The organism is Kosakonia sp. (assembly GCF_032104925.1).
Lineage (GTDB): Bacteria > Pseudomonadota > Gammaproteobacteria > Enterobacterales > Enterobacteriaceae > Kosakonia.
This window is the reverse complement of the sequence record NZ_DAMCGF010000005.1, coordinates 70,046-96,700: the sequence shown is the minus strand read 5'-3', so window position 1 is coordinate 96,700 and position 26,655 is coordinate 70,046. Positions and strand designations below refer to the sequence as shown.

Sequence of the window (26,655 nt, the reverse complement as noted above, 5' to 3'; positions counted from 1 at the left end):
GACGCAGTCGGCAAAATTACAGTAATTAGCTGCATTTCTGATACGTTCGCGATCATTGATTAATTTCACTTGCGACTTTGGCTGCATTTTGTAATGTGGCTATTCCCAGTGGGATACTGGTTCGTATACACAGCACACACCTTCGCAGGAACTTCGCTATGAAAAATGTTGGTTTTATCGGTTGGCGCGGAATGGTCGGCTCCGTTCTCATGCAGCGCATGATTGAAGAGCGCGATTTCGACGCCATTCGCCCTGTCTTCTTTTCCACTTCCCAGTTTGGGCAGGCTGCACCCGCGTTTGGCGGAAGTACAGCAGGCACGCTTCAGGACGCGTTCAATCTGGAAGCGCTGAAGGCACTCGACATCATTGTCACCTGCCAGGGCGGCGATTATACCAACGAAATCTATCCAAAGCTTCGTGAAAGCGGCTGGCAGGGTTACTGGATCGACGCGGCTTCCTCTTTACGCATGAAAGATGACGCCATCATTATCCTCGACCCGGTTAACCAGGCGGTGATCAACGACGGCCTGAACAACGGCGTGAAAACCTTTGTCGGCGGTAACTGCACCGTCAGCCTGATGCTGATGTCGCTCGGCGGGCTGTTTGCCAACGATCTGGTTGAGTGGGTATCAGTTGCCACTTACCAGGCCGCATCCGGCGGCGGCGCGCGCCATATGCGTGAACTGCTGACGCAAATGGGCCAGTTGCACAGCCATGTTGCCGCCGAGCTTGCCGATCCGGCGTCAGCGATTCTGGATATCGAACGTAAAGTGACCGCGCTGACCCGTAGCGGCGAGCTGCCGGTCGATAACTTTGGCGTACCACTGGCGGGCAGCCTGATCCCGTGGATCGACAAACAGCTTGATAACGGTCAGAGCCGCGAAGAGTGGAAAGGCCAGGCTGAAACCAACAAAATTCTCAACACCGCGAATGTGATCCCGGTCGATGGCCTTTGCGTGCGCATCGGCGCGCTGCGCTGCCACAGCCAGGCGTTCACCATCAAGCTGAAAAAAGATGTGTCGATTCCGACTATCGAAGAGCTGCTGGCGGCGCATAACCCGTGGGCGAAAGTGGTGCCAAACGATCGCGAAATCAGCATGCGCGAACTGACGCCTGCCGCCGTCACCGGTACGCTGACCACGCCGGTTGGTCGTCTGCGTAAACTGAACATGGGGCCGGAGTTCCTCTCAGCCTTTACCGTTGGTGACCAGCTGTTATGGGGCGCGGCCGAACCGCTGCGTCGTATGTTGCGCCAACTGGCGTAACAGAGTTCACCACCACAAGGGGCGCTGCGGCGCCCCTTTTTTTGTGCTTTTTTGCCAGAAAGAAGCACAGATGTGTTTATTTTCTCAAGTGTTGAAAAGTGTTGGCTATGCTTTAGACAAGGTGTCGGAACATCTTGCCTGAAGATGGGACGGAGCAGAGAGGATGCACATTTGGTGCTGCGCCGTTCAGGTCAAAAAAGTGTCGCAACCGGACTGACTACGGTGGAAGGTGCGATGCCACAACAACAGGATGAGAACCATGTCCGTTCGTGTTGATAAAGACGTCATTAACGCGCTTATTGCGGGTCATTTTGCTGATCCTTTTTCGGTGCTGGGGATGCACCAGACTGAAGCGGGTCTGGAAGTACGTGCGCTGCTGCCTGATGCCACCGAAGTGTGGGTTATCGAGCCGAAAACCGGGCGCAAAGTGGGAAAACTGGAGTGCCTGGATTCCAGGGGATTCTTTAGCGGTGTGATGCAACGCCGTAAAAATCCTTTTTATTATCAGTTCGCCGTTATCTGGCACGGCCAACAAAATCTGATTGATGATCCTTACCGTTTTGGCCCGTTAATCCAGGATATGGATGCCTGGCTGCTGAGCGAAGGCACGCATATGCGGCCTTACGAAACGCTGGGAGCGCATGCCGATACGGTCGATGGCGTGGTGGGTACCCGTTTCTCCGTCTGGGCGCCAAATGCGCAGCGCGTCTCCGTGGTAGGGCAGTTTAACTACTGGGATGGCCGCCGCCACCCGATGCGCCTGCGTCGGGAAAGTGGTATCTGGGAGCTTTTCATCCCCGGTGCGCTCAATGGGCAGCTCTACAAATTCGAGATGATTGATGCGCAAGGTAAGCTGCGTATCAAAGCTGATCCTTATGCGTTTGAGGCGCAAATGCGGCCCGACAGCGCGTCGCTGATTTGCGGCTTGCCGGGCAAGAAAACGCAGAGTGAAGAGCGCAAACGCGCCAATGAATTCGATGCGCCAATCAGTATCTATGAAGTTCATCTTGGCTCCTGGCGTCGTCATACCGACAACAACTTTTGGCTCAGCTACCGCGAGCTGGCGGACCAGCTCGTGCCTTACGCGAAATGGATGGGCTTCACCCATCTTGAGTTGATGCCCGTGAATGAGCACCCGTTCGATGGCAGTTGGGGGTATCAACCTACCGGTTTGTACGCGCCAACCCGCCGCTTTGGTACGCGCGACGATTTCCTGCACTTTATTCACACCGCGCACGCGGCTGGTTTAGGGGTGATCCTCGATTGGGTGCCGGGCCATTTCCCGTCCGATGATTTTGGTCTGGCGGATTTCGATGGCACCAAACTCTACGAGCACAGCGATCCGCGTGAAGGCTATCACCAGGACTGGAACACGCTGATTTACAACTATGGTCGCCGGGAAGTGAGCAACTATCTGGTCGGTAACGCGCTGTACTGGATTGAACGCTTCGGTATTGACGCCCTGCGCGTGGATGCGGTGGCGTCGATGATCTACCGCGACTACAGCCGCAAAGAGGGGGAATGGATCCCCAATGAATACGGTGGTCGTGAGAACCTGGAAGCGATTGAGTTTTTGCGCAATACCAACCGCATTATCGGTGAACAAGCACCCGGTGCCGTCAGCATGGCGGAAGAGTCTACCGATTTCGCTGGCGTGTCGCGCCCGCCGTCGCTGGGCGGGCTGGGCTTCTGGTACAAATGGAACCTCGGCTGGATGCATGACACGCTGGATTACATGAAGCTTGATCCGGTGTACCGCAAGTACCACCACGACAAGATGACCTTCGGTATTCTCTATAACTACACCGAAAACTTTATCCTGCCGCTTTCCCATGACGAAGTGGTGCACGGCAAGAAATCCATTCTTGATCGTATGCCCGGCGATGCCTGGCAAAAGTTCGCCAATCTGCGCGCCTATTACGCCTGGATGTGGGCGTTCCCCGGTAAAAAGCTGCTGTTTATGGGCAACGAATTTGCGCAGGGGCGCGAGTGGAACCACGATGCCAGCCTCGACTGGCACCTGCTGGAGGGCGGTGATAACTGGCATCACGGCGTGCAGCGTCTGGTGCGCGATTTGAACCAGGTTTATCGCCATCACAAAGCGCTGCACGAGCTGGACTTTGACCCCTACGGGTTTGAATGGCTGGTGGTGGACGATCATGAAGCCTCGGTGTTTGCCTTTGTCCGTCGGGATAAGCAGGGCAATGAAATTATCGTGGTCAGCAACTTTACCCCTGTCCCGCGCCCCGGTTATCGCATTGGTATCAATCAGCCGGGGCGCTGGCGCGAAGAGCTGAACAGCGACTCAATGCATTACCACGGTAGCAACACCGGCAATGGCGGCGTGGTGCACAGCGACGCGATCGCCAATCGCGGACGTGAACACTCTCTGCTGTTGACCATACCGCCGCTGGCGACTATCTGGCTGGTGCGGGAGGGCGAATGAGCAAGCTGACGGCCGGAAAAGCGACACCTCACGGCGCACATGTGCAAAGAGACGGCGTGAACTTTACGCTGTTTTCCGCCCATGCAGAGCGCGTGGAGCTGTGCCTGTTCGATGATGAAGGTAATGAACAGCGCGTCGACTTACCTGGCCGCACCGGCAATATATGGCACGGTTTTCTGGCAGGGGCGAAGCCTGGCTTGCATTATGGCTACCGTGTTCACGGCCCGTGGGAGCCCGCTCGCGGGCACCGTTTTAACCCGGCCAAATTACTGCTCGACCCTTGTGCGCGGCGTGTTGAAGGCGAAACGCTCGACAACCCGCTGTTTCACGGCGGTTATGACGCGCCGGATCCCCACGATAACGCCGCGCTCGGCTTACGCAGCGTAGTGGTGTATGACAACTACGACTGGGAAGAGGATGCGCCGCCGCGCATCCCCTGGGGTAACACCGTTATTTACGAAGCGCATGTCAAAGGGCTGACGTGGTTGCACCCGGCGCTGCCGCAGGAAATACGCGGCACCTACAAGGCGCTGAGCCACCCGGTGATGATCAACTGGTTTAAACAACTGGGGATCACCGCGCTGGAATTATTGCCTGTCGCGCATTTCGCCAGCGAGCCGCGCCTGCAGCGGCTGGGGCTGTCTAATTACTGGGGTTATAACCCGCTGGCGCTGTTTGCGCTGGAACCCCGCTACGCCAGTAACCCGGCGCAGGCAATTAATGAGTTTCGTGATGCGGTAAAAGCGCTGCATCGGGCGGGCATCGAAGTGATCCTCGATATCGTCCTCAACCATAGCGCCGAAAGCGATCTCGACGGACCGACTTTTTCCCTGCGCGGTATCGACAACCGAAGTTATTACTGGACTCGTGAGGATGGCGATTACCACAACTGGACCGGCTGCGGTAACACGCTGAATTTGAATAACGCCGATGTGGTGGATTACGCACATGCCTGTCTGCGTTACTGGGTCGAAACCTTTCATGTGGATGGTTTCCGCTTTGATCTGGCTTCGGTGATGGGACGCACCCCGGAATTCAGCCAGCAGGCACCGCTGTTTAACGCCATTAAAAACGACCCGCTGTTGCATGCTCTGAAGCTGATTGCCGAGCCGTGGGATATCGGTCCCGGTGGTTATCAGGTGGGGAACTATCCGCCGCCTTTTGCCGAGTGGAACGATCATTTCCGCGATGCGACGCGCCGTTTCTGGCTCGAACAATCCCTCTCATTAGGGGAGTTCGCCGGGCGCTTTGCCGCTTCCAGCGATGTGTTCAAACGCGATGGTCGTCTGCCATCGGCCTCGGTCAATCTGATCACCGCGCATGACGGTTTTACGCTGCGGGATTGTGTCTCTTTTGACCATAAACACAACGAAGCCAATGGCGAAGACAACCGCGACGGCACCAACAGTAATCACAGCTTTAACCATGGAACAGAAGGACTCGGTGGCAGCCTTGATGTGATTGAAAGACGGCGTGCGAGCATGCACGCGCTATTAACCACGTTACTGCTTTCGCAAGGCACGCCGATGTTGCTGGCGGGCGACGAAATGGGGCATAGCCAGCACGGCAATAACAATGCTTATTGCCAGGATAACGCATTAACCTGGCTTGACTGGAGCCAGGTGGATAGCGGGCTGGTGACTTTTACCGCCGCGCTTATCCATTTGCGCCAGCGTATTCCTGCGCTCACGCGTGACGCGTGGTGGGAAGAGGGTGACGGCAACGTCGCCTGGTTAAATGACGAAGGGCAACAGCTAACGCCGCAGGCGTGGCAAAACGGGGTGCACCGCTTACAGATCCTGTTATCTGACAGCGTGTTAATCACCCTTAATGCCACCGCAGAAGTTGCAGAAATGGCTTTACCCGCAGGTGAATGGTGCGCCATTCCGCCTTTTGCCGGAGAGGACAATCCGGTCATCGTCTCTGTCTGGCACGGGCCCGCGCATGGAGTGTGCGTATTTCAGCGGTCATAAAAAAGGAGTTAGTCATGGTGAGATTAGATAAGAACGACCCAACAATGCTGGCGCGCCAGTTGCCGTTAAAATCTGTTGCCCTGATCCTGGCGGGCGGCCGGGGGACGCGTCTGAAAGATTTAACCAAGAAACGCGCCAAACCGGCGGTTCACTTCGGTGGCAAGTTCCGCATCATCGACTTCGCGCTTTCCAACTGCATTAACTCCGGCATTCGGCGAATTGGCGTCATCACGCAGTACCAGTCGCATACGCTGATTCAACATATTCAGCGCGGCTGGTCGTTTTTTAATAACGAGATGAATGAGTTTGTCGATCTGCTGCCCGCTCAGCAGCGTGTGCATGGTGAAAACTGGTATCGCGGTACGGCAGATGCCGTCACGCAGAATCTCGACATCATTCGTCGTTATCGTGCGGAGTACATCGTCATCCTGGCGGGCGATCACATCTACAAGCAGGACTACTCGCGCATGCTGATTGACCATGTGGAAAAAGAGGCGCGCTGCACCGTTGCCTGCCTGCCGGTGCCCGTACATGAAGCCACCGCTTTTGGCGTAATGGCCGTTGATGAGAACGACAAAATAATCGACTTCGTAGAGAAACCCGCGTCGCCGCCCTGTATGCCAGGTGACGACAGCAAGGCGCTGGCCAGCATGGGGATCTATATTTTTGATGCGGAGTATCTGTACGACCTGCTGGAGCAGGACGATGAGAATGAAAATTCCAGCCATGATTTTGGTAAGGACATCATTCCGCAGATAGTGAAGTCTGGCATGGCGTATGCGCACCCTTTCCCGTTGTCCTGCGTGCAGTCCGATCCTGATGCTGGGCCATACTGGCGGGATGTCGGCACGCTCGAAGCCTACTGGAAAACGAACCTGGATTTAGCCTCGGTGATGCCGGAACTGGACATGTACGATCAAAATTGGCCTATCCGTACCTATAATCAATCTTTACCCCCGGCGAAATTCGTCCAGGACAGGTCAGGCAGCCACGGCATGACGTTGAACTCGCTGGTTTCCGGCGGTTGCGTTATTTCAGGATCGGTTGTTGTGCAGTCGGTGTTGTTCTACCGCGTGCGCGTCAACTCATTCTGCAATATCGACTCTTCGGTCTTGCTGCCGGAAGTGTGGGTGGGGCGCTCCTGTCGCCTCCATCGCTGCATTATCGACAGAGGCTGTGTGATACCGGAAGGCACGGTGATTGGTGAAAATGCGGAAGAAGATGCGCGTCGCTTTTACCGTTCCGAAGAAGGCATTGTGTTGGTCACACGAGAAATGTTGCGCAAATTAAAAGCTGAAAGCATCTGATTATAACCTTGCGCGGAAGGGGTCCGCGCGCTGTTTCCCCCTTTCTGGCGTCAAGGCCAACGGGTTTTGAACAGGAGCGATAATGCAGGTTTTACATGTATGTTCTGAGATGTTTCCGTTGCTGAAGACCGGGGGTCTGGCAGACGTGATTGGCGCGTTGCCTGCGGCACAAATTGCCGGTGGTGTTGATACTCGCGTTCTGTTACCTGCGTTCCCTGATATTCGTCGTGGTGTGAGCGATGCGAAAGTGGTGTCCCGGCGTGAGACGTTTGCCGGCCACATTTCGCTGTTATTCGGTCACTTCAACGGGGTGGGGATTTACATGATCGATGCGCCGCATCTGTACGATCGGCCCGGGAGTCCCTATCACGACACGAATTTGTTCGCCTATACCGACAACGTACTACGTTTTGCGTTACTCGGTTGGGTCGGCAGCGAAATGGCCAGCGGACTTGATCCATTCTGGCGCCCGGATGTGGTGCACGCGCACGACTGGCATGCAGGGTTGGCACCAGCGTACCTCGCGGCGAAGGGGCATCCGGCCAAGTCGGTGTTTACGGTGCATAACCTAGCCTATCAGGGCATGTTTTATGCACAGCATATGAATGACATCGAACTGCCATTGTCGTTCTTTAATATGCACGGGCTGGAGTTCAACGGACAGATTTCGTTTCTCAAGGCGGGGTTGTATTACGCGGACCATATTACCGCCGTCAGCCCGACGTACGCGCGTGAGATCACCGAACCGCAGTTCGCCTATGGCATGGAAGGATTGTTGCGCCAGCGCCAGCAGGAAGGTCGCCTGAGCGGCATCCTGAATGGCGTGGATGAGAAAATTTGGGATCCGGCCACCGATTTGCTGCTCGGTGCGCGCTACACGCGCGATACGCTGGAAGAAAAAGCGGAAAACAAACGCCAGCTGCAAGTGGCGATGGGGCTGAAAGTGAACGACAAAGTCCCGTTGTTTGCGGTGGTGAGCCGCCTGACCAGCCAGAAAGGGCTGGATCTGGTGCTCGAAGCCTTGCCTGGGCTGCTGGAGCAGGGCGGTCAACTGGCGCTGCTCGGCGCGGGCGATCCGGTGTTGCAGGAAGGGTTCCTCGCCGCCGCCGCGGAACACTCCGGGCAGGTGGGGGTGCAGATTGGTTACCACGAAGCGTTCTCGCACCGCATTATGGGCGGGGCGGATGTGATTCTGGTGCCGAGCCGCTTTGAACCCTGCGGCCTGACGCAATTGTATGGCCTCAAGTACGGCACGCTGCCATTAGTGCGCCGCACGGGCGGGCTGGCGGATACGGTTTCCGACAGTTCGCTGGAAAACCTGGCGGATGGCGTCGCCAGCGGTTTTGTGTTTGAAGATAGTAATGCCTGGTCGCTGCTTAGGGCTATCAGGCGTGCTTTCGTGTTGTGGTCCCGTCCATCGCTTTGGCGTTTTGTGCAACGTCAGGCGATGGCGATGGATTTTAGCTGGCAGGTCGCCGCGCAGTCATACCGCGATCTTTACTTTCGGTTGAAATAGTTTTCCAGGAATCACTTATATGAATGCACCTTTTACTTATGCTTCACCTACGTTAAGTATTGAGGCGTTAAAACATTCGATTGCCTACAAACTGATGTTCACCATCGGTAAAGATCCGGCTGTCGCCAATCGCCACGAATGGCTGAACGCCACGCTGTTTGCCGTGCGCGATCGGCTGGTGGAGCGCTGGCTGCGTTCCACCCGTGCGCAGCTCTCTCAGGAAGTGCGTCAGGTTTATTACTTGTCGATGGAGTTTCTGATTGGTCGTACCCTTTCTAACGCCTTGCTCTCACTCGGTATCTATGACGATGTGAAAAATGCGCTGGATGAAATGGGGTTCGATCTTGAAGAGCTGATTGATGAAGAGAACGACCCCGGCCTTGGTAACGGCGGGCTGGGTCGACTGGCGGCTTGCTTCCTGGATTCGCTGGCGACGCTGGGATTGCCCGGTCGCGGCTATGGCATTCGTTACGACTACGGGATGTTCAAACAGAACATCGTCGACGGGCGGCAGAAAGAGTCGCCGGATTACTGGCTGGAGTACGGCAACCCGTGGGAGTTTAAACGCCACAACACGCGCTACAAAGTGCGGTTTGGTGGGCGCATTCAGCAGGAAGGCAGAAAGAGCCGCTGGGTTGAAACCGAAGAGATCCTGGCGGTTGCCTACGATCAGATTATCCCCGGCTACGATACCGATGCGACTAACACGCTGCGCTTGTGGAACGCGCAGGCGAGTAGTGAAATCAACCTCGGCAAATTCAATCAGGGTGACTACTTTGCCGCCGTGGAGGATAAAAACCACTCGGAAAACGTCTCCCGCGTCCTCTACCCGGATGATTCAACCTACTCCGGTCGTGAGTTGCGTCTGCGTCAGGAGTACTTCCTGGTCTCCGCGACGGTGCAGGATATCCTCAGCCGCCACTATCAGTTGCACCAGACTTTTAGCAATCTGGCAGATAAAATCGCCATTCACCTTAACGACACCCACCCGGTGCTGTCGATTCCTGAGCTGATGCGTCTGCTCATTGACGAACATAAATTCGAATGGGATGACGCCTTTGAGGTGACCTGTCAGGTCTTCTCTTACACCAACCACACGCTGATGAGTGAGGCGCTGGAGACCTGGCCGGTGGATATGCTGGGTAAAATTTTGCCGCGCCATCTGCAAATCATCTTTGAAATTAATGATTATTTCCTCAAAACCTTGCAGGAGCAGCATCCGAATAACACCGATTTGTTGAGCCGCACATCGATTATTGACGAAGCCAGCGGACGCCGGGTGCGTATGGCCTGGCTGGCGGTGGTGGTGAGCCATAAAGTGAATGGCGTTTCCGAGCTGCACTCCAATTTAATGGTGCAGTCGCTGTTTGCCGATTTCGCAGAAATCTTCCCGATGCGTTTTCTCAACGTCACTAACGGCGTGACGCCGCGGCGCTGGCTGGCGCTGGCGAACCCGTCGCTTTCGCATGTGCTGGATGAAAATATTGGCCGCACATGGCGTACCGATCTCAGTCAGTTGAGCGAGCTGGAGCAGCATATTGATTACCCGACGGTGAACCAGGCGGTGCGCCAGGCGAAGCTGGAGAATAAAAAGCGGCTGGCGGTCGTTATCGCCCAGCAACTTAATGTGGTAGTGAACCCGAAAGCGCTGTTCGATGTGCAGATCAAACGCATTCATGAATATAAGCGCCAGCTAATGAACGTGTTGCACGTTATTGTTCGCTATAACCGCATCAAGGCCGATCCCACGGCGCAATGGGTGCCGCGCGTCAATATCTTCGCCGGTAAGGCCGCGTCTGCTTACTACATGGCGAAACATATTATCCATCTGATCAACGATGTCGCGCAGGTGATCAACAACGATCCGCAGATTGGTGACAAACTGAAAGTGGTCTTTATCCCCAATTACAGCGTCAGTCTCGCGCAGGTTATTATTCCGGCGGCGGATCTTTCCGAGCAGATTTCACTGGCGGGCACGGAAGCATCCGGCACCAGTAATATGAAGTTTGCCCTCAACGGCGCGCTGACGATTGGCACGCTGGATGGCGCGAATGTTGAGATGCAAGAGCACGTTGGCGAAGAGAATATCTTTATCTTCGGTAACACGGCGGATGAAGTCGAAGCGCTGCGGCGCAAGGGCTATAAGCCGCGTGAATACTACGAGAAAGATGAAGAGTTGCATCAGGTGCTGACGCAAATCGCCACTGGCTTATTCAGCCCGCAGGAACCCGGGCGCTACCGCGATCTCGTCGATTCCTTGATCAACTTTGGCGACCATTATCAGGTACTGGCAGATTTCCGTAGCTATATCGACTGCCAGGAAAAAGTGGATGAGCTTTATCGCCACCCGGAAGAGTGGACTAATAAAGCGATGCGCAACATCGCCAATATGGGGTACTTTTCATCGGATCGCACCATTCAGGAATATGCTGATTATATCTGGCATATCAAACCGGTTCGGCTGTAATAAAAAACCTCTCCCGGTTGGGAGAGGTTTCTTCTCTCGCAATGCCGCTCTCCCGCTGGGGAGAAGCGGATTCTGTTACGACGCCAGCGACAGTTCCGTTTTATGATGACGGGTTAACCATTGCGCCACGCGCGACTGCTCTTCCGCATTCAGCCACATGCCGAGTTTGGTGCGACGCCAGATCGCGTCGTCCAGGCGTCTTACCCATTCGTGTTCGACAAGGTAACGCAGTTCGGCTTCATACAACTCGTGGCCGAAATGCTCGCCTAACGCTTCCAGACTGGTGGCATTCGCCAGTATCAGCTCGCTGTTGCTGCCGTAAGTGCGGGCATAGTGGCGCGCCAGCGATTCGCTGATAAACGGATAACGGCGGCGCAATTTGGCGGCGTAATCATCGCGGTCGCCCGCAATATCCCCGCCTGGTAACACACAGCTTTTCGTCCATGCCGGACCAATACCTTTGTAGTACGGCGTCAGTTTTTCCAGCGCGTGTTCGGCCAGCTTGCGGTAAGTGGTCAACTTGCCGCCAAACACGGAGAGCAGCGGTGCTTTGCCGTTTTCGTCGTGGATATCCAGCGTGTAGTCACGCGTGATAGCCTGCGGCGAATCGGATTCGTCATCGCACAGCGGGCGTACGCCGGAGTAAGTCCAGACAATATCCTCGCGGCTTAGCTGTTTCTTGAAGTGACCGTTATAGACTTTCAGCAGGTAATTGATCTCGTTTTCGTCGATCTCTACATGCTTCGGATCGCCTTTATACTCCACGTCCGTGGTGCCGATAATTGAAAACTCATCCATCCACGGAATCACAAAGACAATACGCTTATCTTCGTTTTGCAGGATATACGCCTGTTTTTGCGCGTGTGCTCGCGGCACCACAATATGGCTGCCTTTGATCAGACGGATGCCGTAAGGGGATGGCAGATGCATACCGTCATCAAAGAACTCTTTCACCCACGGGCCGGTGGCGTTAACCAGACCGCGCGCCTGCCAGCTGAATTTTTCTCCGGTATCGATATCTTCCGCTTCAACAATCCACATGCCGTTTTCACGGCGTGCGCTGGTGGCGCGGGTGCGGGTCATCACTTTACCGCCTTTTTGCTCCACCATCTGCGCATTGGCGAGTACCAGACGCGCATCGTCCACCCAGCAGTCAGAATATTCGAAACCGCGCACGATTTCCGGTTTCAGCACCGATTCTGCGCCAAAACGCAAACCGCGCGATGCAGGCAAACTGGTGCGTTTACCCAGATGATCGTACATAAACAGACCAATACGAATCATCCACGCCGGGCGCAGGTGCGGGCGGTGCGGCAGACGAAAACGCATCGGGAAAGCGATGTGTGGTGCCATTTTCAGCAGCACTTCGCGTTCGGCCAGCGCTTCGCTCACCAGGCGGAATTCGTAGTGTTCAAGGTAGCGCAGGCCGCCGTGAATCAATTTGGAGCTGTTGCTGGATGTCGCGCAGGCGAGATCCTGTGCTTCCAGCATCAGCACGGACAAACCACGCCCTGCGGCGTCAACCGCGATACCGGCACCATTAATGCCCCCGCCTATCACAATCAGATCTTTGGTTTCCATGCTGTCCTCATGCACTTTCGTTATAGCTCAAAAATGTTCGATATCGCTCATAATAGCAAAGGAACGCGCTTTTGGTAACATCAAAAAAACAATTTAGAGTGATATGCATAACATAATGGCGCTAACCCGCTGTCACGACGTACACTTGACGGCAGGATAGCCATTAACTGTGTCAATTAAGAGAACGTCATGGATCACTTTGAGTGTATTAACGTAGAAGAAGCCCACCAAAAATTGCACCAGCAGCAGGCCGTGCTGGTGGATATTCGCGACCCGCAGAGCTTTGCGATGGGGCATACGCCAGGCGCGTTTCATCTCACCAACGACACGCTGGGCGCGTTTATGCGTGATAACGACTTCGAAACGCCGGTGATGGTGATGTGCTATCACGGCAACAGCAGTAAAGGCGCTGCGCAATATTTATTGCAGCAGGGCTACGATCAGGTCTATAGCGTGGACGGCGGTTTCGACGCCTGGCATCGCCACTTTCCGTCTGAAGTGATGCACGGCGCGCTGTAGGCATTGCGCTCGTCTTCGGTATACTGTCTTTTTTTGTAGGGACTAAACGACGCCTGCCATGTTGATGATTACCTCTTTTTCCAACCCTCGCGTCGCCCAGGCGTTTGTTGATTATATGCAGACCCAGGGTGTGATCCTCACCCTTCAACACCATCAGCAAAGCGATGTCTGGCTGGCAGATAAAAGCCAGGCGGAGCGCGTGCGCAGCGAACTGGCGCGTTTTATGGAAAACCCCGGCGACCCGCGTTATCTGGCGGCGAGCTGGCAATCCGGGCAAATCGATAGCGGCTTACACTATCGCCGCTTTCCGCTGCGGGCGGCGCTGCGTGAGCGCGGCGGGCCATTAACGTTGCTGATGTCGGCGCTGTGCATCGTGGTGTTTGTGATGATGAGCATCATCGGCGATCAAACGGTGATGATGTGGCTTGCCTGGCCGTGGGACGCAAGCGTGCAGTTTGAAGTCTGGCGCTACGTTACCCATGCGGTAATGCACTTTTCGCTGGTGCATATCATCTTCAACCTTTTCTGGTGGTGGTATCTTGGCGGCGTGGTTGAAAAACGTCTGGGCACCGGAAAACTGGTGGTCATTACCCTCATTAGCGCTTTATTGAGCGGTTTTGTGCAGCACCAGCTTACTGGTCCGTGGTTTGGCGGCTTATCCGGCGTGGTTTATGCGCTGATTGGCTATGTCTGGCTGCGCGGTTTACGTGACCCGGAATCGCAGATTGCGTTACCTAACGGATTGTTTATCTTCACCGTTGTGCTGATGGTGGCGGAGTGGTTCGGTTTGACCGGTTTCGCGATTGCTAACGGCGCGCACACGGCGGGGATGGTGATTGGGCTGGCGATGGCGCTGGTCGACACGAAAAATGTGCGAAAACGAACATAATTATCCAGGGACAATTCATGAAACAAACACAGCGTCATGACGCAATTATTGAACTGGTTAAACAGCAGGGATACGTCAGTACCGAAGAGTTAGTCGAGCAATTTTCCGTTAGTCCACAAACGATTCGCCGCGATCTGAACGATCTGGCGGATCAAAATAAAATTTTGCGTCATCACGGCGGCGCGGCGCTGCCATCAAGCTCGGAAAACACCTCCTGGCACGATCGCAAAGCGACACAAACGGCGGAAAAAGAGCGTATCGCCCGCAAAGTGGCGGAACAGATTCCCAACGGCGCCACGCTGTTTATTGATATCGGCACCACGCCGGAAGCCGTCGCCCATGCGCTGCTCAACCACAGCGATTTACGCATCGTCACCAACAATCTGAACGTCGCCAATACATTAATGAAAAAAGACGATTTCCGGGTGATTCTGGCGGGCGGTGAGTTACGCAGCCGGGACGGCGGGATTGTGGGCGAGGCGACGCTCGATTTTATCTCTCAATTCCGCCTCGATTTCGGCATCCTCGGCATTAGCGGCATTGATGCCGATGGCTCATTGCTGGAGTTTGATTACCATGAAGTGCGCACCAAACGGGCGATTATTGAAAACTCGCGCCATGTGATGCTGGTGGTGGATCACTCGAAGTTTGGCCGCAACGCGATGGTCAATATGGGCAGTATTAGCATGGTGGACGCGGTTTACACCGATACCATGCCCCCCGCCAGCGTGGTGCAGGTGATTACCAGCAACAACGTGCAACTGGAGCTGTGCTAAACCGCCTTGCGGCGGTTTTTACACTCCGTAGCCCATGATCTTCAGCAACTGCTGCGCATGCTGAACCGCATCCTGGCGATGGGCGACGCCGAGTTTCTGATAGAGGTTGCGGATATGGGTTTTAATGGTCGTCGCCGCGACAGCCAGTTCGCCCGCAATCTGTTCATTACTGTAGCCAGAATAAATCAGCCCCAGCACCTGCCATTCGCGCTGGGTCAGCGGGCTGGTGCGGATCAATTCCGGTACTTCCGGGTGAGTTAGCAGCCGTTCGACAAAGTTCTCGTCAAAATGCGCGAATTTATGCCGATGATGCTGATTAATGTCGCGCAGAATGCGCTGGGCGCGGTGCTGATCCAGCTCCGGCAGCGTGTTGAGCTGAATTAACTGACGCAACTGCTGCGCCATCGCCTCACCTTCAATCACGAAGTGGCTGATAAATCCGGTGCGGTTAGCCAGTTGTAAGGCCTCCAGCAACACCCGCTGCGCGTCATTTTTACGTCCCGCCTGCCAGTAAAGCTGGTTCAACAGCAACAGGTTGCGGTTGATATCACTCATCAGACGCAGACTGCGCGCATTTTCGTTTAGCTCTTCAAGCACCATCTCAGCCGGGTCGAAATCACCAAGCAGGATCTGCGCGCGGGCAATATTACGCCACTGGCTTTGCAGGAAGTGGTTATTGGCAAATTCTGGTTTAGGCGTCTGGCGCAGCCACTGAGCCGCCGCTTTTTTATCGCCGGTCATTTGCCAGTAGATCACCCGCACTTTGTCGGCGTTCGACACCCAGTCGCTATGGTACTGACCATTGCCGAGCAAGTTTTCCAGCCGGTGCAGGTGGCTACGGGCATTATCGAGATCGCCACGCGCCAGCGAGTTTTGCACCAGCAACGCCAGACACTGCAACTGCTGCTGCGGTTGCAGGGCGGAAAGCACCTCCATGCCCTGGCGTGCCGCCGCTTCGGACTCGTCCAGCCGCGCCCACGCCCACAACAGCTGCGCGCGGATGCGCAGTAAAAATTCATGCATCGGCAGTTGTTCAAGATGCTGCTCACGGATAAGCGTGAAAGCCTTCTCTTGCATCTCCCAGGCCGCTTGCAGGAAGCCCTGGGCGAACAGAATTTCGCTTTGCTGAATAAGGCTCCACAACGCGTAGTGCCAGACATCGTGGCGACGCGCCATCTGCTCGGTTTGCTGCATAACCGACAGCGAATTAGTTAACTCGCCTTTGCAGTGCAACACTTCGCCGTGAACCGAGGTGGCCACAATGCGGCTGTAGTAATTTGCCAGCGGCAACTCTTCGAGCGCCACCATCGCCAGCCGTTCGGCTTCCACCGGATCACCATCGTTGATGGCGACTTGCGCGCGCAACGCGTTGAAATCGCCATGCAGCGAGGCGTCCATTTGCGTGGTCATCTCCTGTTCGGCGCGCGCCAGCAGGGTGTTCACTTCGCTGTAGCGGTGCTGGCTTTGCATCAGCCAGGCTTGTAACAGCACCAGGCGAGGGTTTTCCAGCAGGCTTTCCCACGGCAGCGCTTTCAGCGACTCTTCCAGCACACTCAGCTCGCTGTGGTTGAATAGCCCCCAGGCGTGATGCAGCAGAATATCGCGCAGCATAATGCCATCGCCCGCCGCCAGCGCATGGTGAATAGCTTCGCTCGGGAAGCCTTGCGCCATCCAGCTTTCCGCCGCCGCGCGGTGAATATCCGGTAACTCTGTCGCCAGTTCCCACTGGCAGCGCTGGCGCAGGAAGTTGCCAAACAGCGGATGGTAGCTAAACCATTCGCCGGAATCGTCCATCCGTTGCAGGAACAGGCCCTGGCGCTCAATCTCTTCCAGCCGCATCTGCCCGTTCTCTTCGCCGGTCACGCGCACAATCAGCGCATCGTTCATCGAACGCAGCAGCGCGCTTTTCAGCAGGAAATGACGGGTATCAACATCGACATTATCCAGCACTTCATCAACCAGATAATCCGAAAGATGGCTGGCGTTAATGCCCGCCAGACGGCGCGCAGACTGGTGCGGTGCGCTGTGATTTTGCCGGGCAGAAAGCGCGATAAGCTGCAGCGCCGTTGCCCAACCGGCCACGTCGTCGCACAGGCGGCTGCTCTCTGCCGCTTCAATAGGGGAGGTCAGGCGACAGTCAAAGAACTGTTTGGCTTCCTGGTGGGTAAAGGCAAGCTGGTGGCTGCCAATTTCCAGCAACTGCTCGCGCACACGAAGATTCGCGATGCCTAACTGCGGCAAGTTGCGCGACAGCACAATCAGCGTCAGGTTTTCTGGCTGATGGCGTAAGAAAAAGCGCATCGCATCGTGAATGACCGGGTTGGTGACGAGATGGTAATCATCAATCACCAGATACAACGGGCGCTGCCATTCGGTCAGCTCAATAAACAGCTGTGAAAAGAGTGACGGCAGACTGGCGTACTGGCGCTTTTGCGCCATCACTTCACTGCTGACGCAGTGCCCGCCCGTCGCCTGCTGGACGGCGGCGATAAAATAACTGGCAAAGCGTTCTTGCTGGTTGTCTCCTTCATCCAGCGAATACCAGCCAACGTCGTTCTTACCTGCCGCCCACTGCGAAATGAGCGTGGTTTTGCCGTAACCCGCAGGGCTGGTTACCAGCGCAAGCCGATAATTGTTGGCGCCGGAAAGTTTAGCCAGCAGCCGTTCCCGCACCACTGTGTGGTCGAGACGAACCGGGCGACTTAATTTGGACGGAATCAACATAGTTATCACTTCACTGTGCGAAAAACGGAGGGGACGATTTTTTTTGCGCTTCGTAATTAATAGTAATAAGGTCGGCCAGATGAAGAAATATTGCAAGTTATGTCCGAATCTGGCGATTGTGAATTTGCACCATGTCACATTTCTATTTATGTCGTGAATAAAGAAAGCACAATAATGGCAAAAGAGGGGGAGCCAGGACTGGCGGGCGATGCAGACCCGGTTATTAAATACTATTGGCAACTATAAGGTCTTTATTAGAAATATTAAGACATTGGCTGACATAAACGCACAAATAGCAAAAAACGAACAATTCCGCTCAGCGAAATATTATTTCGCTAAATTTTCACCGGCCAGCAATAGTTATTCTCTCCGAAACGACATTTCATTTTTCCTGCCCGCATGCGGAATTTCTCATCTTCTGTTGCTGCTTTTTTGATTGAGTAATGTTCAAAAAAGACGCTACCTTTAGGTGGCGGCGATCACACTTTTCGCTCATCCCCGCTACTCCTCCCCGGCTAATCCCTGGCAGGATGAGGAAGTCACCTGTTGAGCCAGGCACACTAGCGCAAACGTCGATTTACTTCATTACAGGACCCGGATTCTTTATGTCAAAGCCAACGTTTAATAAAGCGGAATTTGAAACGGCTCTTACGCGCCAGTGGCAGCGTTTTGGGGTTCAGGCCGCGAGCGACATGACAACCCGTCAGTGGTGGCAAGCGGTCAGCGGTGCGCTGGCAGAATTGCTGGCGGCGCAGCCCGCACCGAAAACGGCGAAAAATCAGCGCCACGTCAACTATATCTCCATGGAGTTTTTGATTGGTCGCCTGACCGGCAACAACTTGTTGAATCTGGGCTGGTATCAGGACGTTGGCGAGGTGCTGCAACACCACAACATCAACCTCACCGACCTGCTGGAAGAGGAGATCGATCCGGCGCTCGGCAACGGTGGTTTAGGGCGCCTGGCGGCCTGTTTCCTCGATTCGATGGCCACCGTTGGTCAGTCGGCCACTGGTTACGGTCTGAACTATCAATACGGCTTGTTCCGCCAGTCTTTTGTTGACGGGCAACAACACGAAGCGCCGGACGACTGGCATCGCCGTAGCTATCCGTGGTTTAGCCATAACGAGCAATTAGATGTGCAGGTGGGCATTGGCGGGAGAGTCAGCAAAGAAGGCCACTGGCAACCGGCTTTCACGATTGTAGGCGAAGCCTGGGATCTGCCGGTTATCGGTTATCGCAATGGTGTCACTCAGCCGCTGCGTCTGTGGCAGGCGACCCACGCGCATCCGTTTAATCTCACTAAGTTTAACGATGGTGATTTCCTGCGTGCCGAACAAACGGGTATTGATGCGGAAAAACTTACCAAAGTGCTCTACCCGAATGACAACCATCAGGCAGGCAAAAAGCTGCGTCTGATGCAGCAATATTTCCAGTGCGCCTGCTCGGTGGCCGATATTTTGCGCCGCCATCACCTGGCCGGACGCAAGCTGGCGCAACTGCCGGACTATGAAGTCATTCAACTCAACGATACGCACCCGACCATCGCCATACCGGAGCTGCTGCGTGTGCTGATCGATGAGCATCAGCTGAGCTGGGATGATGCGTGGGCGATCACCAGCCGCACTTTCGCCTATACCAACCATACGTTGATGCCGGAAGCGCTGGAGCGCTGGGACGAAACGCTGGTGAAAGCGCTGCTGCCGCGGCATATGCAAATCATCAAGCAGATCAACGACAAATTTAAAGTGCTGGTCGAGAAAACCTGGCCGGGCGACAAAGCGGTGTGGGAAAAACTTGCGGTAGTGCATCACAAGCAAGTCCGCATGGCGAACCTCTGCGTGGTTGGCGGTTTCGCGGTCAACGGCGTTGCGGCGCTGCACTCGGATCTGGTGGTAAAAGATCTGTTCCCGGAATACCACCAGTTGTGGCCGGGCAAATTCCATAACGTCACCAATGGCATCACTCCGCGCCGCTGGATCAAACAGTGCAACCCGCAGCTGGCCGCGTTGCTTGATAAGACGCTGAAAAAAGAGTGGGCCAACGATCTCGACCAGTTGATTAACCTGGAGAAATACGCCGACGACGCGGCGTTCCGTAAACAGTACCGCGAGATAAAACAGCACAACAAACAACAACTGGCGGCGTTTGTGAAAGCGCGTACCGGCATCGAAATCAATCCGCACGCGCTGTTTGATATCCAAATCAAGCGCTTGCATGAGTACAAACGCCAGCATCTTGGTTTGCTGCATATTATCGCGCTGTATAAAGAGATCCGCGAAAACCCGCAAGCTGACCGCGTCCCGCGCGTGTTCCTGTTTGGTGCGAAGGCCGCGCCGGGGTACTACCTGGCGAAAAATATTATTTACGCCATCAATAAAGTGGCGGAAGTGATTAATAACGATGCCAGCATTGGCGACAAGCTGAAGGTCGTTTTCTTGCCGGATTATTGTGTATCGGCGGCGGAAAAATTGATTCCGGCGGCGGATGTTTCCGAGCAGATCTCCACGGCAGGTAAAGAAGCCTCCGGCACCGGCAACATGAAGCTGGCGCTGAATGGCGCGTTAACCGTCGGTACGCTGGACGGTGCCAACGTCGAGATTGCCGAACAGGTGGGCGAGGAGAATATCTTTATCTTCGGTAACACCGTTGAGCAGGTGAAAGCGCTGAAAGCGAAAGGTTACGACCCGCTGAAATGGCGCAAAAAAGACAAGCAACTTGATGCGGTACTGAAAGAGCTGGAAAGCGGTAAATACAGCGATGGCGATAAACACGCCTTCGACCAGATGCTGCACAGTCTCGGCAAGCAGGGCGGCGACCCGTATCTGGTGCTGGCGGATTTCGCCGATTACGTAGCCGCGCAAAAACGTGTCGATGTGCTCTACCGTGACCAGGAAGCCTGGACGCGTGCCGCAATCCTGAACACCGCGCGCTGCGGTATGTTCAGCTCCGACCGTTCGATCCGCGATTATCAAACCCGTATCTGGCAGGCGAAACGCTAAGGAAGGGTGATGGAGAGTAAACGTCTGGAACAGGCCGCGCTGGCGGCGGGGATCAGCCCGAACTACATCAATGCGCACGGTAAACCGCAATCCATTACCGTGAAAACTAAGCAGCGTTTGCTGGATGCGATGCATCCGGCGCCTGCGGTGGCGACAAGTGCGCCGCCAGTGCCCGTGGTACAGGTGTTTATCCATGGCAAGAAAAAGGTGCTGCCGGTTGTTGGTAAAGGTGATTTCCAGTGGCAACTCACCACGGAAACGGGCAAGCAGTACCAGGGCGAGGTGCGCGGTGGGGCGAATTTGCCGCTGCCTGCTGGCCTGGCACTGGGTTATCACACGCTGAGCGTGACGCAGAAAAATCAACACTGGCAGTGCCGGGTGATCATCGCGCCAGCGCGGTGTTATGAACCTCAGGCGCTGCTCGACGGTAAGAAACTGTGGGGTGCCTGTGTGCAGCTTTACACCCTGCGTTCTGAGAGTAACTGGGGGATTGGCGATTTCGGCGATCTGAAAAAGATGCTCGGCGAGGTGGCCAGCCGTGGCGGTGCGTTTATCGGGCTTAACCCGATTCATGCACTCTATCCGGCGAACCCGGAAAGCGCCAGCCCGTACAGCCCGTCATCGCGCCGCTGGTTGAATGTTATCTATATCGATGTCAATGCGGTGGCGGATTTCCGCGACAGCGAAGAGGCGCAGGCGTGGTGGAATTTACCCACCACGCGCGAAACGCTACAGGCCGCCCGCGATGCACAATGGGTGGATTACGCCACCGTCACTGCGCTGAAACTGGAGGCATTGCGCATGGCGTGGCAGCGCTTTCGCCAGCGTGCGCAGAGCGATGAACAGGCTGTGGCGTTCCAGCGTTTTGTGCAGCAGGAAGGTGAGAGCCTTTACTGGCAGGCGGCGTTTGATGCGATTCACGCTAATCAGGTGAAAGAAGATGTGCTGCGCTGGGGCTGGCCGGTGTGGCCGGAAGGGTATCAGAATACGAACAGCCCGCAGGTGAAAGCGTTCTGCAAAGAGCATGAGGATGAGGTCAATTTCTACCTCTGGCTGCAATGGCTGGCTTACACCCAGTTTGCCGAATGCTGGCAAACCAGCCAGGGTTACGCGATGCCGATTGGTTTGTACCGCGACCTGGCCGTGGGTGTGGCGGAAGGTGGCGCAGAAACCTGGTGCGATCGCGAGTTGTATTGCCTGAAAGCATCCGTTGGCGCGCCGCCGGATATTCTCGGCCCGTTGGGGCAAAACTGGGGCTTGCCGCCGATGGATCCGCATGTGATCCACGCCCGCGCTTATGCGCCATTTATCGATCTGCTGCGTGCCAATATGAAAAACTGCGGTGCGCTGCGGATTGATCATGTGATGTCGATGCTGCGTCTGTGGTGGATCCCGTATGGTGAAACGGCGGATCACGGCGCGTATGTGCAGTACCCGGTCGATGACCTGCTCGCCATTCTCGCGCTGGAAAGCCAGCGTCATCAGTGCATGGTGATTGGTGAAGATCTGGGAACCGTGCCGGTGGAGATCGTCGGTAAACTGCGCAGCAGCGGTGTGTACTCTTACAAAGTGCTCTACTTCGAAAACGATCATGAAAAAACGTTCCGCGCGCCGCAGGCGTACCCGCAACAGTCAATGGCGGTGGCGACAACGCACGATCTTCCTACCCTGCGTGGCTACTGGGAAAGCGGCGATTTGACGCTCGGTAAAACGCTGGGGCTCTATCCGGATGAAGTGGTTTTGCGCGGGTTGTATCAGGATCGCGAACTGGCGAAACAGGGGCTGCTTGATGCGCTTCATCAGTACGGTTGTTTGCCGCAGCGGGCCGGACATAAAGCGTCGCGTATGCCAATGACGTCGGTACTTAACCGTGGGATGCAGCGTTATATCGCCGACAGCAACAGTGCGCTGTTGGGGCTGCAACCGGAAGACTGGCTGGATATGGCCGGGCCAGTGAATATTCCGGGCACCAGTTATCAGTATAAAAACTGGCGGCGGAAGCTGGCGGTGTCGCTGGAGGCGATGTTTGCCGATGAAAAGGTCAATAAGTTATTAAAAGACCTCGATCGACGCCGTAAAGCGGCGGCAAAGCGGAAATAAAAAAGGCCCGGTTATCCGGGCCTTTTTACGTGCAGCGACTGAATTAAACCACCATGCCCAGCAGCAGGCAGCCAACCAGACCGCACACGGAAATGATGGTTTCCAGCGCCGACCAGGAGCGCATGGTCTCGCCGATGGTCAGGTTGAAATACTCTTTGAACAGCCAGAAACCCGGATCGTTAACGTGAGAGAAAATCACGCTACCGGAACCGACTGCAATCACCATCAATTCCGGGCTTACGCCGGTGGTGGCAATCAACGGCGCCGCAATACCACCTGCGGTGATTGCCGCAACGGTGGCGGAACCCAGCGCGATACGCAGTACTGCGGCAATTGACCACGCCATAAACAGCGGGGAGAGATTGGTGGAATGCATCATTGAAGCGATGTATTTATCGACGCCGCTATCAACCAGAACCTGTTTGAACGCACCACCACCACCGATGATCAGCAGCATCATGGCAATGATTTTGATGGAGCTGGTCAGCGTTTCGTTGATGTCGTCCATCGAACGGCCACGGTTCAGGCCGAAGGTGAATACCGCAATCAGCACCGCAATCATGGTTGCCATGACCGGGTCGCCGAAGAATTCAGCGTAAGGCAGCAGCGCATGGCCTTTCGGCAGCAGCATTTCTGCTACCGCGCGCAGTGCCATCAGGATCACCGGTACCAGCGATGTCCAGACGCTGACACCAAAGCCCGGCATCTCTTCTTCGGTGAAGGTTTTCGCGTTGTAGAGGCCATCCGGGATCGGTTTATCAATGCTTTTCAGGAAACGGGCATAGACCGGGCCAGCAAGGATAACGGTTGGGATACCGAGCAGTGTTCCGTAGAGCAGCGTTTTGCCCATATCCGCATGGAAAATGGTCGCAATCGCTGTTGGGCCCGGGTGTGGAGGCAGAAAACCGTGCGTCACTGACAGCGCTGCCGCCATCGGCACACCTACATACAGCAGCGGAATACGTGCGGATGCCGCAATGGTAAACACCAGCGGCAGCAGCAGTACGAAGCCGACTTCATAAAACAGCGCGAAACCGACGGTAAAACCGGTCAGCACCACTGCCCACTGAATGTACTGGCGACCAAATTTTTCGATAAGCGTGGTGGCAATGCGCTGTGCGCCGCCGCAGTCCGCCAGCAGTTTGCCGAGCATGGCACCAAAACCCATGATCAGCGCAAGGCTGCCGAGCGTACCGCCAACACCATTTTTAATGGATTTAATAACGGCATCGAGCGGCATGCCCTGCATCATCCCCACGGCGAGCGCCACAAGGATCAGGGCGATAAATCCGTTCAGTTTGAAGCGGATCATTAACAGGAGTAAGAGAGCAACACCGATAGCGACTATGACTAATGGCATGATTTACCTGGCCTTTAATTTGTTATGGGTAACGTCAGTATTTCTGGCAGCCGCTGAAAATTCCCGAAAAAGGAAGGAGCGAGCTGCGGCACCGTTGCGGCTGACATCCATTGCTAAAAATTGTAGTCGGATGTTTTTTAAGTTGTCGGTGCTGGCAGGAATGATACGGGTAACATCCACGAAAAGAGAATCACTCGGGCGATCTAAATGTAAGATCTGAGACATGCGTCATATTAACGCCAGGAAACTAAACAGGTATGAAAAGAGAAATGTGGGCGGGGAGATACGGGTAACACACGGATTAACGTTGTAGACCCGGCAAGCAGAACGCCGCCGGGCAATCTACAGCAGAAAGCAGGCTTAGTAGTAAGAGTGCTCGCCGCGCTGGTGTTCGGTCAGATCGCGCACACCTTTCAGCTCCGGGAACTCGGTCAGCAACTGCTTTTCGATACCCTCTTTCAGCGTCACGTCGACCATGGAGCAACCGTTACAGCCGCCGCCAAACTGCAGAATGGCGTAGCCTTCATCGGTGATCTCCATCAGCGAAACACGGCCGCCGTGGCCGGCTAACTGCGGGTTGATTTGCGACTGCAGCAAATACTCAACGCGCTCCATCAGCGGCGCGTCGTCGGACACTTTACGCATTTTGGCGTTCGGCGCTTTCAGCGTCAGCTGGGAACCCAACTGGTCGGTGACAAAATCGATTTCCGCATCTTCCAGATACGGCGCGCTCAGCTCATCGACATAGGCAATCAGTTGTTCAAATTTCAGCGCGGTGTCGGTGGCTTCAACCGCGTCCGGCGGGCAATAAGAGACGCCACACTCAGCGTTGGGTGTGCCTGGGTTAATCACAAATACGCGGATTTGTGTCCCTTCTTCCTGATTTGCCAGCAGTTTGACAAAGTGCGCTTGGGCAGCGTCGGAAATACGGATCATAGCAATGGCCTAATAGTTGACTATTTTACTTGGTTATAATACGCCCATCATCGAGGGTCTACAAGGTTCGACACAGGCACCAGACCTGAACAGTTGCTGCGCCGCTGTGTAATAGCAGCCGGGTGATTTCCGCAACGGTGCTGCCGGTCGTGACGACATCATCCACCACGACGATATGGAGACCGGCAACGGGCAATTCAAGACGAAAGGCATTTTTCAGGTTCTGCTTGCGCAAACGGGCATTGAGTTGATGCTGCACAGGCGTTGCCCGCACCCGGCGTAGAACGCCGGAAGAGTATGGGCATTGCAACCAATGCGCCAGCGCCCGGCACAGGAGATCGCTTTGATTAAAGCCTCTGCGCCACTGGCGACGCGCATGTAGCGGTACGCTGAGGATAATATCCGGCGTCTGCCAGTTTCCGCTGCGGCGTGCGTTTAATACGGCCAACACCAGCAGACGGGCCAGCGCGCGGGCGATTTCCGGGCGAGGCATAAATTTAAACTGCTGCACCAGCGGACTAAGCGGTGGTGCATAACGACTGACGGCAATCAGCCGCTGCCAGGGCGGCGGTTTTTGCAGACAGCGCCCGCAGGCAATGTCGTCGCGAGCGGCGGGTAAACCGCACAAAGGGCAAACTTTTTCGCGCACTTCCATGGCGCGCGTGCAGCGGGAACAGACTCCCCACTGGCTCAGCATCAATGGCATTCGACATAGCCAGCATAAGCCTGGCACTGTTAGCATGTGCCACCTCCTTGTGTGAAAGAAGAGAACGATAGCTGATGAAGAACATCTGGTGGCAAACCAAAGGCGAAGGAAATTGTCATCTTGTGCTGCTGCACGGATGGGGGCTGAATGCGCAGGTCTGGGATTGCATTACACCGGAACTGTGTTCGCAATTTACGCTGCATTTAGTGGATCTACCGGGCTATGGCAGAAGTGAAGGGTTTGGCGCGCTGGCGCTGCAACAGATGGCGGATATCGTGTTATCTCACGCGCCAAAAAAGGCGATATGGCTGGGCTGGAGCCTGGGCGGGCTGGTGGCGAGCCAGATTGCGTTGCAATCACCTGAACGCGTCAGTGCGTTGGTTACGGTTGCTTCATCGCCCTGTTTTAGCGCGCAGGGCGATTGGGCGGGTATTAAGCCTGAGGTGCTGGCCGGTTTTCAACACCAATTGAGTGAGGATTTTCAGCGTACCGTTGAGCGTTTCCTGGCATTGCAGACGCTCGGCACTGAAACCGCAAGGCAGGATGCGCGCGAGCTGAAAAACGCGGTGTTGTCGCTTCCGATGCCGCCAACGGAAGTGCTGAACGGCGGGCTTGAGATTTTAAAAACGGTAGATTTACGTGAAGCACTTAGTGGACTGACGCTGCCGTTTTTACGTATGTATGGTCGTCTTGACGGACTGGTGCCGCGTAAAATCGTTCCGTTACTGGATGATATGTGGCCGCAGAGCGAGTCGTTGATTTTCCCGAAAGCGGCACATGCGCCGTTTGTTTCCCATCCTGCCGCGTTCTGCGAGGCGTTGCTGGCGCTGAAAGCCAGGCTTGTTTAACGCAGCGCCCACCACTCGCGAGAGCAGGCGCTTTTCCCTTCCGGGCACTGCTTGCAGCTACCGGTTAAACAACCGGTAGCCTCTTCCTGAATACGCACGGCTTTACCCATGGCTTCCATGCGAGCGAGCATGGCGTCGATCATCGCGCGCGGCGTATGCAGCGCGGCGCTCAGTTGCTGAGCCTCCATCCGGCCTTGCAATGCCAACAAATCACGCACTTCAATTAACGACGCCATCGTTGTT

The 26,655-nt window shown here is 55.3% G+C and carries 19 protein-coding genes; 12 read left to right on the top strand and 7 right to left on the bottom strand.

All coding sequences use genetic code 11. The features are described from left to right. Window positions 1-158: 158 nt before the first annotated feature. From asd to glgP, 6 genes are all read left to right on the top strand, one after another. Window positions 159-1,265 carry an aspartate-semialdehyde dehydrogenase gene (asd, locus tag RT644_RS12050; protein WP_020455572.1) on the top strand — a complete coding sequence of 369 codons (1,107 nt, stop codon included), beginning with the start codon at window positions 159-161 and terminating at the stop codon, window positions 1,263-1,265. A gap of 259 nt (window positions 1,266-1,524) precedes the next feature. Next, window positions 1,525-3,711 (top strand): 1,4-alpha-glucan branching enzyme, encoded by a 2,187-nt coding sequence (gene glgB, locus RT644_RS12045; protein WP_045507795.1) that lies wholly within the window; start codon window positions 1,525-1,527, stop codon window positions 3,709-3,711. Further along, window positions 3,708-5,684 (top strand): glycogen debranching protein GlgX, encoded by a 1,977-nt coding sequence (glgX, locus tag RT644_RS12040; protein ID WP_313626812.1) that lies wholly within the window; start codon window positions 3,708-3,710, stop codon window positions 5,682-5,684. Before glgB ends, glgX begins: the two co-directional genes overlap by 4 nt. A 14-nt stretch (window positions 5,685-5,698) precedes the next feature. Then, the gene (glgC, locus tag RT644_RS12035) at window positions 5,699-6,991 is read left to right on the top strand and encodes a glucose-1-phosphate adenylyltransferase (RefSeq protein ID WP_020455569.1); all 1,293 of its coding nucleotides are present in this window, start codon (window positions 5,699-5,701) and stop codon (window positions 6,989-6,991) included. 82 nt (window positions 6,992-7,073) lie between these two features. Continuing rightward, window positions 7,074-8,507, top strand: a complete 1,434-nt coding sequence (gene glgA, locus RT644_RS12030) for a glycogen synthase GlgA (RefSeq protein ID WP_017459547.1) — start codon at window positions 7,074-7,076, stop codon at window positions 8,505-8,507. 19 nt (window positions 8,508-8,526) lie between these two features. Then, window positions 8,527-10,974, top strand: a complete 2,448-nt coding sequence (gene glgP / locus RT644_RS12025) for a glycogen phosphorylase (protein WP_020455568.1) — start codon at window positions 8,527-8,529, stop codon at window positions 10,972-10,974. A gap of 75 nt (window positions 10,975-11,049) precedes the next feature. Here the strand turns inward: glgP and glpD are convergent, their stop codons facing one another. After that, the gene (gene glpD / locus RT644_RS12020; protein ID WP_020455567.1) at window positions 11,050-12,555 is read right to left on the bottom strand and encodes a glycerol-3-phosphate dehydrogenase; all 1,506 of its coding nucleotides are present in this window, start codon (window positions 12,553-12,555) and stop codon (window positions 11,050-11,052) included. A gap of 189 nt (window positions 12,556-12,744) precedes the next feature. Here glpD and glpE point away from each other — a divergent pair, with 189 nt between their 5' ends. From glpE to RT644_RS12005, 3 genes are read left to right on the top strand one after another with little or no spacing between them, the layout of a single operon-like run. After that, complete coding sequence (gene glpE, locus RT644_RS12015; RefSeq protein ID WP_017459544.1) at window positions 12,745-13,074, top strand: thiosulfate sulfurtransferase GlpE; 330 nt, start codon at window positions 12,745-12,747, stop codon at window positions 13,072-13,074. 58 nt (window positions 13,075-13,132) lie between these two features. Then, window positions 13,133-13,963: a rhomboid family intramembrane serine protease GlpG gene (gene glpG, locus RT644_RS12010; protein ID WP_313626811.1), complete on the top strand. Its 831-nt coding sequence runs from the start codon at window positions 13,133-13,135 to the stop codon at window positions 13,961-13,963. Between the two features lie 17 nt (window positions 13,964-13,980). Further along, a complete protein-coding gene (locus tag RT644_RS12005) occupies window positions 13,981-14,739 on the top strand; it encodes a DeoR/GlpR family transcriptional regulator (protein ID WP_017459542.1) in 759 nt (252 codons plus the stop codon). An 18-nt stretch (window positions 14,740-14,757) separates the two neighbouring features. Here the strand turns inward: RT644_RS12005 and malT are convergent, their stop codons facing one another. Further along, window positions 14,758-17,463 (bottom strand): HTH-type transcriptional regulator MalT, encoded by a 2,706-nt coding sequence (gene malT, locus RT644_RS12000; RefSeq protein WP_020455564.1) that lies wholly within the window; start codon window positions 17,461-17,463, stop codon window positions 14,758-14,760. A 605-nt stretch (window positions 17,464-18,068) separates the two neighbouring features. Here malT and malP point away from each other — a divergent pair. Continuing rightward, window positions 18,069-20,462 carry a maltodextrin phosphorylase gene (malP, locus tag RT644_RS11995; protein ID WP_313626810.1) on the top strand — a complete coding sequence of 798 codons (2,394 nt, stop codon included), beginning with the start codon at window positions 18,069-18,071 and terminating at the stop codon, window positions 20,460-20,462. A 9-nt stretch (window positions 20,463-20,471) separates the two neighbouring features. Next, complete coding sequence (gene malQ / locus RT644_RS11990) at window positions 20,472-22,562, top strand: 4-alpha-glucanotransferase (protein WP_313626808.1); 2,091 nt, start codon at window positions 20,472-20,474, stop codon at window positions 22,560-22,562. 43 nt (window positions 22,563-22,605) lie between these two features. On the opposite strand, the gene gntT is transcribed toward malQ, so the two are convergent. The 4 genes from gntT to gntX all read right to left on the bottom strand — a co-directional run bounded on the left by gntT (window position 22,606) and on the right by gntX (window position 25,600). Next, window positions 22,606-23,922 carry a gluconate transporter gene (gene gntT / locus RT644_RS11985; RefSeq protein ID WP_020455560.1) on the bottom strand — a complete coding sequence of 439 codons (1,317 nt, stop codon included), beginning with the start codon at window positions 23,920-23,922 and terminating at the stop codon, window positions 22,606-22,608. 3 nt (window positions 23,923-23,925) lie between these two features. Then, the gene (locus RT644_RS11980; protein ID WP_313626806.1) at window positions 23,926-24,147 is read right to left on the bottom strand and encodes a hypothetical protein; all 222 of its coding nucleotides are present in this window, start codon (window positions 24,145-24,147) and stop codon (window positions 23,926-23,928) included. A gap of 135 nt (window positions 24,148-24,282) precedes the next feature. Then, complete coding sequence (gene nfuA / locus RT644_RS11975; protein ID WP_017459535.1) at window positions 24,283-24,858, bottom strand: Fe-S biogenesis protein NfuA; 576 nt, start codon at window positions 24,856-24,858, stop codon at window positions 24,283-24,285. A gap of 58 nt (window positions 24,859-24,916) precedes the next feature. Beyond that, on the bottom strand, window positions 24,917-25,600 hold the full coding sequence (gene gntX, locus RT644_RS11970) for a DNA utilization protein GntX (RefSeq protein ID WP_313626804.1): 684 nt from the start codon (window positions 25,598-25,600) through the stop codon (window positions 24,917-24,919). A gap of 38 nt (window positions 25,601-25,638) precedes the next feature. Here gntX and bioH point away from each other — a divergent pair, with 38 nt between their 5' ends. Beyond that, window positions 25,639-26,412 carry a pimeloyl-ACP methyl ester esterase BioH gene (gene bioH / locus RT644_RS11965; protein ID WP_313626802.1) on the top strand — a complete coding sequence of 258 codons (774 nt, stop codon included), beginning with the start codon at window positions 25,639-25,641 and terminating at the stop codon, window positions 26,410-26,412. Here the strand turns inward: bioH and feoC are convergent. After that, complete coding sequence (gene feoC, locus RT644_RS11960) at window positions 26,409-26,648, bottom strand: [Fe-S]-dependent transcriptional repressor FeoC (RefSeq protein WP_020455557.1); 240 nt, start codon at window positions 26,646-26,648, stop codon at window positions 26,409-26,411. The two genes, bioH and feoC, sit on opposite strands and share 4 nt — an antisense overlap. Window positions 26,649-26,655: the final 7 nt, after the last annotated feature.

Bases quoted from the DNA above. Each gene is read 5' to 3' on its own strand.
- gntT (WP_020455560.1), bottom strand. From the start codon at position 23,922: ATGCCATTAGTCATAGTCGCTATCGGTGTTGCTCTCTTACTCCTGTTA.
- glpD (WP_020455567.1), bottom strand. From the start codon at position 12,555: ATGGAAACCAAAGATCTGATTGTGATAGGCGGGGGCATTAATGGTGCC.
- glgA (WP_017459547.1), top strand. From the start codon at position 7,074: ATGCAGGTTTTACATGTATGTTCTGAGATGTTTCCGTTGCTGAAGACC.
- glgX (WP_313626812.1), top strand. From the start codon at position 3,708: ATGAGCAAGCTGACGGCCGGAAAAGCGACACCTCACGGCGCACATGTG.
- malT (WP_020455564.1), bottom strand. From the start codon at position 17,463: ATGTTGATTCCGTCCAAATTAAGTCGCCCGGTTCGTCTCGACCACACA.
- gntX (WP_313626804.1), bottom strand. From the start codon at position 25,600: ATGCTAACAGTGCCAGGCTTATGCTGGCTATGTCGAATGCCATTGATG.
- asd (WP_020455572.1), top strand. From the start codon at position 159: ATGAAAAATGTTGGTTTTATCGGTTGGCGCGGAATGGTCGGCTCCGTT.
- RT644_RS12005 (WP_017459542.1), top strand. From the start codon at position 13,981: ATGAAACAAACACAGCGTCATGACGCAATTATTGAACTGGTTAAACAG.
- RT644_RS11980 (WP_313626806.1), bottom strand. From the start codon at position 24,147: ATGTCTCAGATCTTACATTTAGATCGCCCGAGTGATTCTCTTTTCGTG.
- bioH (WP_313626802.1), top strand. From the start codon at position 25,639: ATGAAGAACATCTGGTGGCAAACCAAAGGCGAAGGAAATTGTCATCTT.
- feoC (WP_020455557.1), bottom strand. From the start codon at position 26,648: ATGGCGTCGTTAATTGAAGTGCGTGATTTGTTGGCATTGCAAGGCCGG.
- glgC (WP_020455569.1), top strand. From the start codon at position 5,699: ATGGTGAGATTAGATAAGAACGACCCAACAATGCTGGCGCGCCAGTTG.
- malQ (WP_313626808.1), top strand. From the start codon at position 20,472: ATGGAGAGTAAACGTCTGGAACAGGCCGCGCTGGCGGCGGGGATCAGC.
- glgP (WP_020455568.1), top strand. From the start codon at position 8,527: ATGAATGCACCTTTTACTTATGCTTCACCTACGTTAAGTATTGAGGCG.
- glpE (WP_017459544.1), top strand. From the start codon at position 12,745: ATGGATCACTTTGAGTGTATTAACGTAGAAGAAGCCCACCAAAAATTG.
- malP (WP_313626810.1), top strand. From the start codon at position 18,069: ATGTCAAAGCCAACGTTTAATAAAGCGGAATTTGAAACGGCTCTTACG.
- glgB (WP_045507795.1), top strand. From the start codon at position 1,525: ATGTCCGTTCGTGTTGATAAAGACGTCATTAACGCGCTTATTGCGGGT.
- nfuA (WP_017459535.1), bottom strand. From the start codon at position 24,858: ATGATCCGTATTTCCGACGCTGCCCAAGCGCACTTTGTCAAACTGCTG.
- glpG (WP_313626811.1), top strand. From the start codon at position 13,133: ATGTTGATGATTACCTCTTTTTCCAACCCTCGCGTCGCCCAGGCGTTT.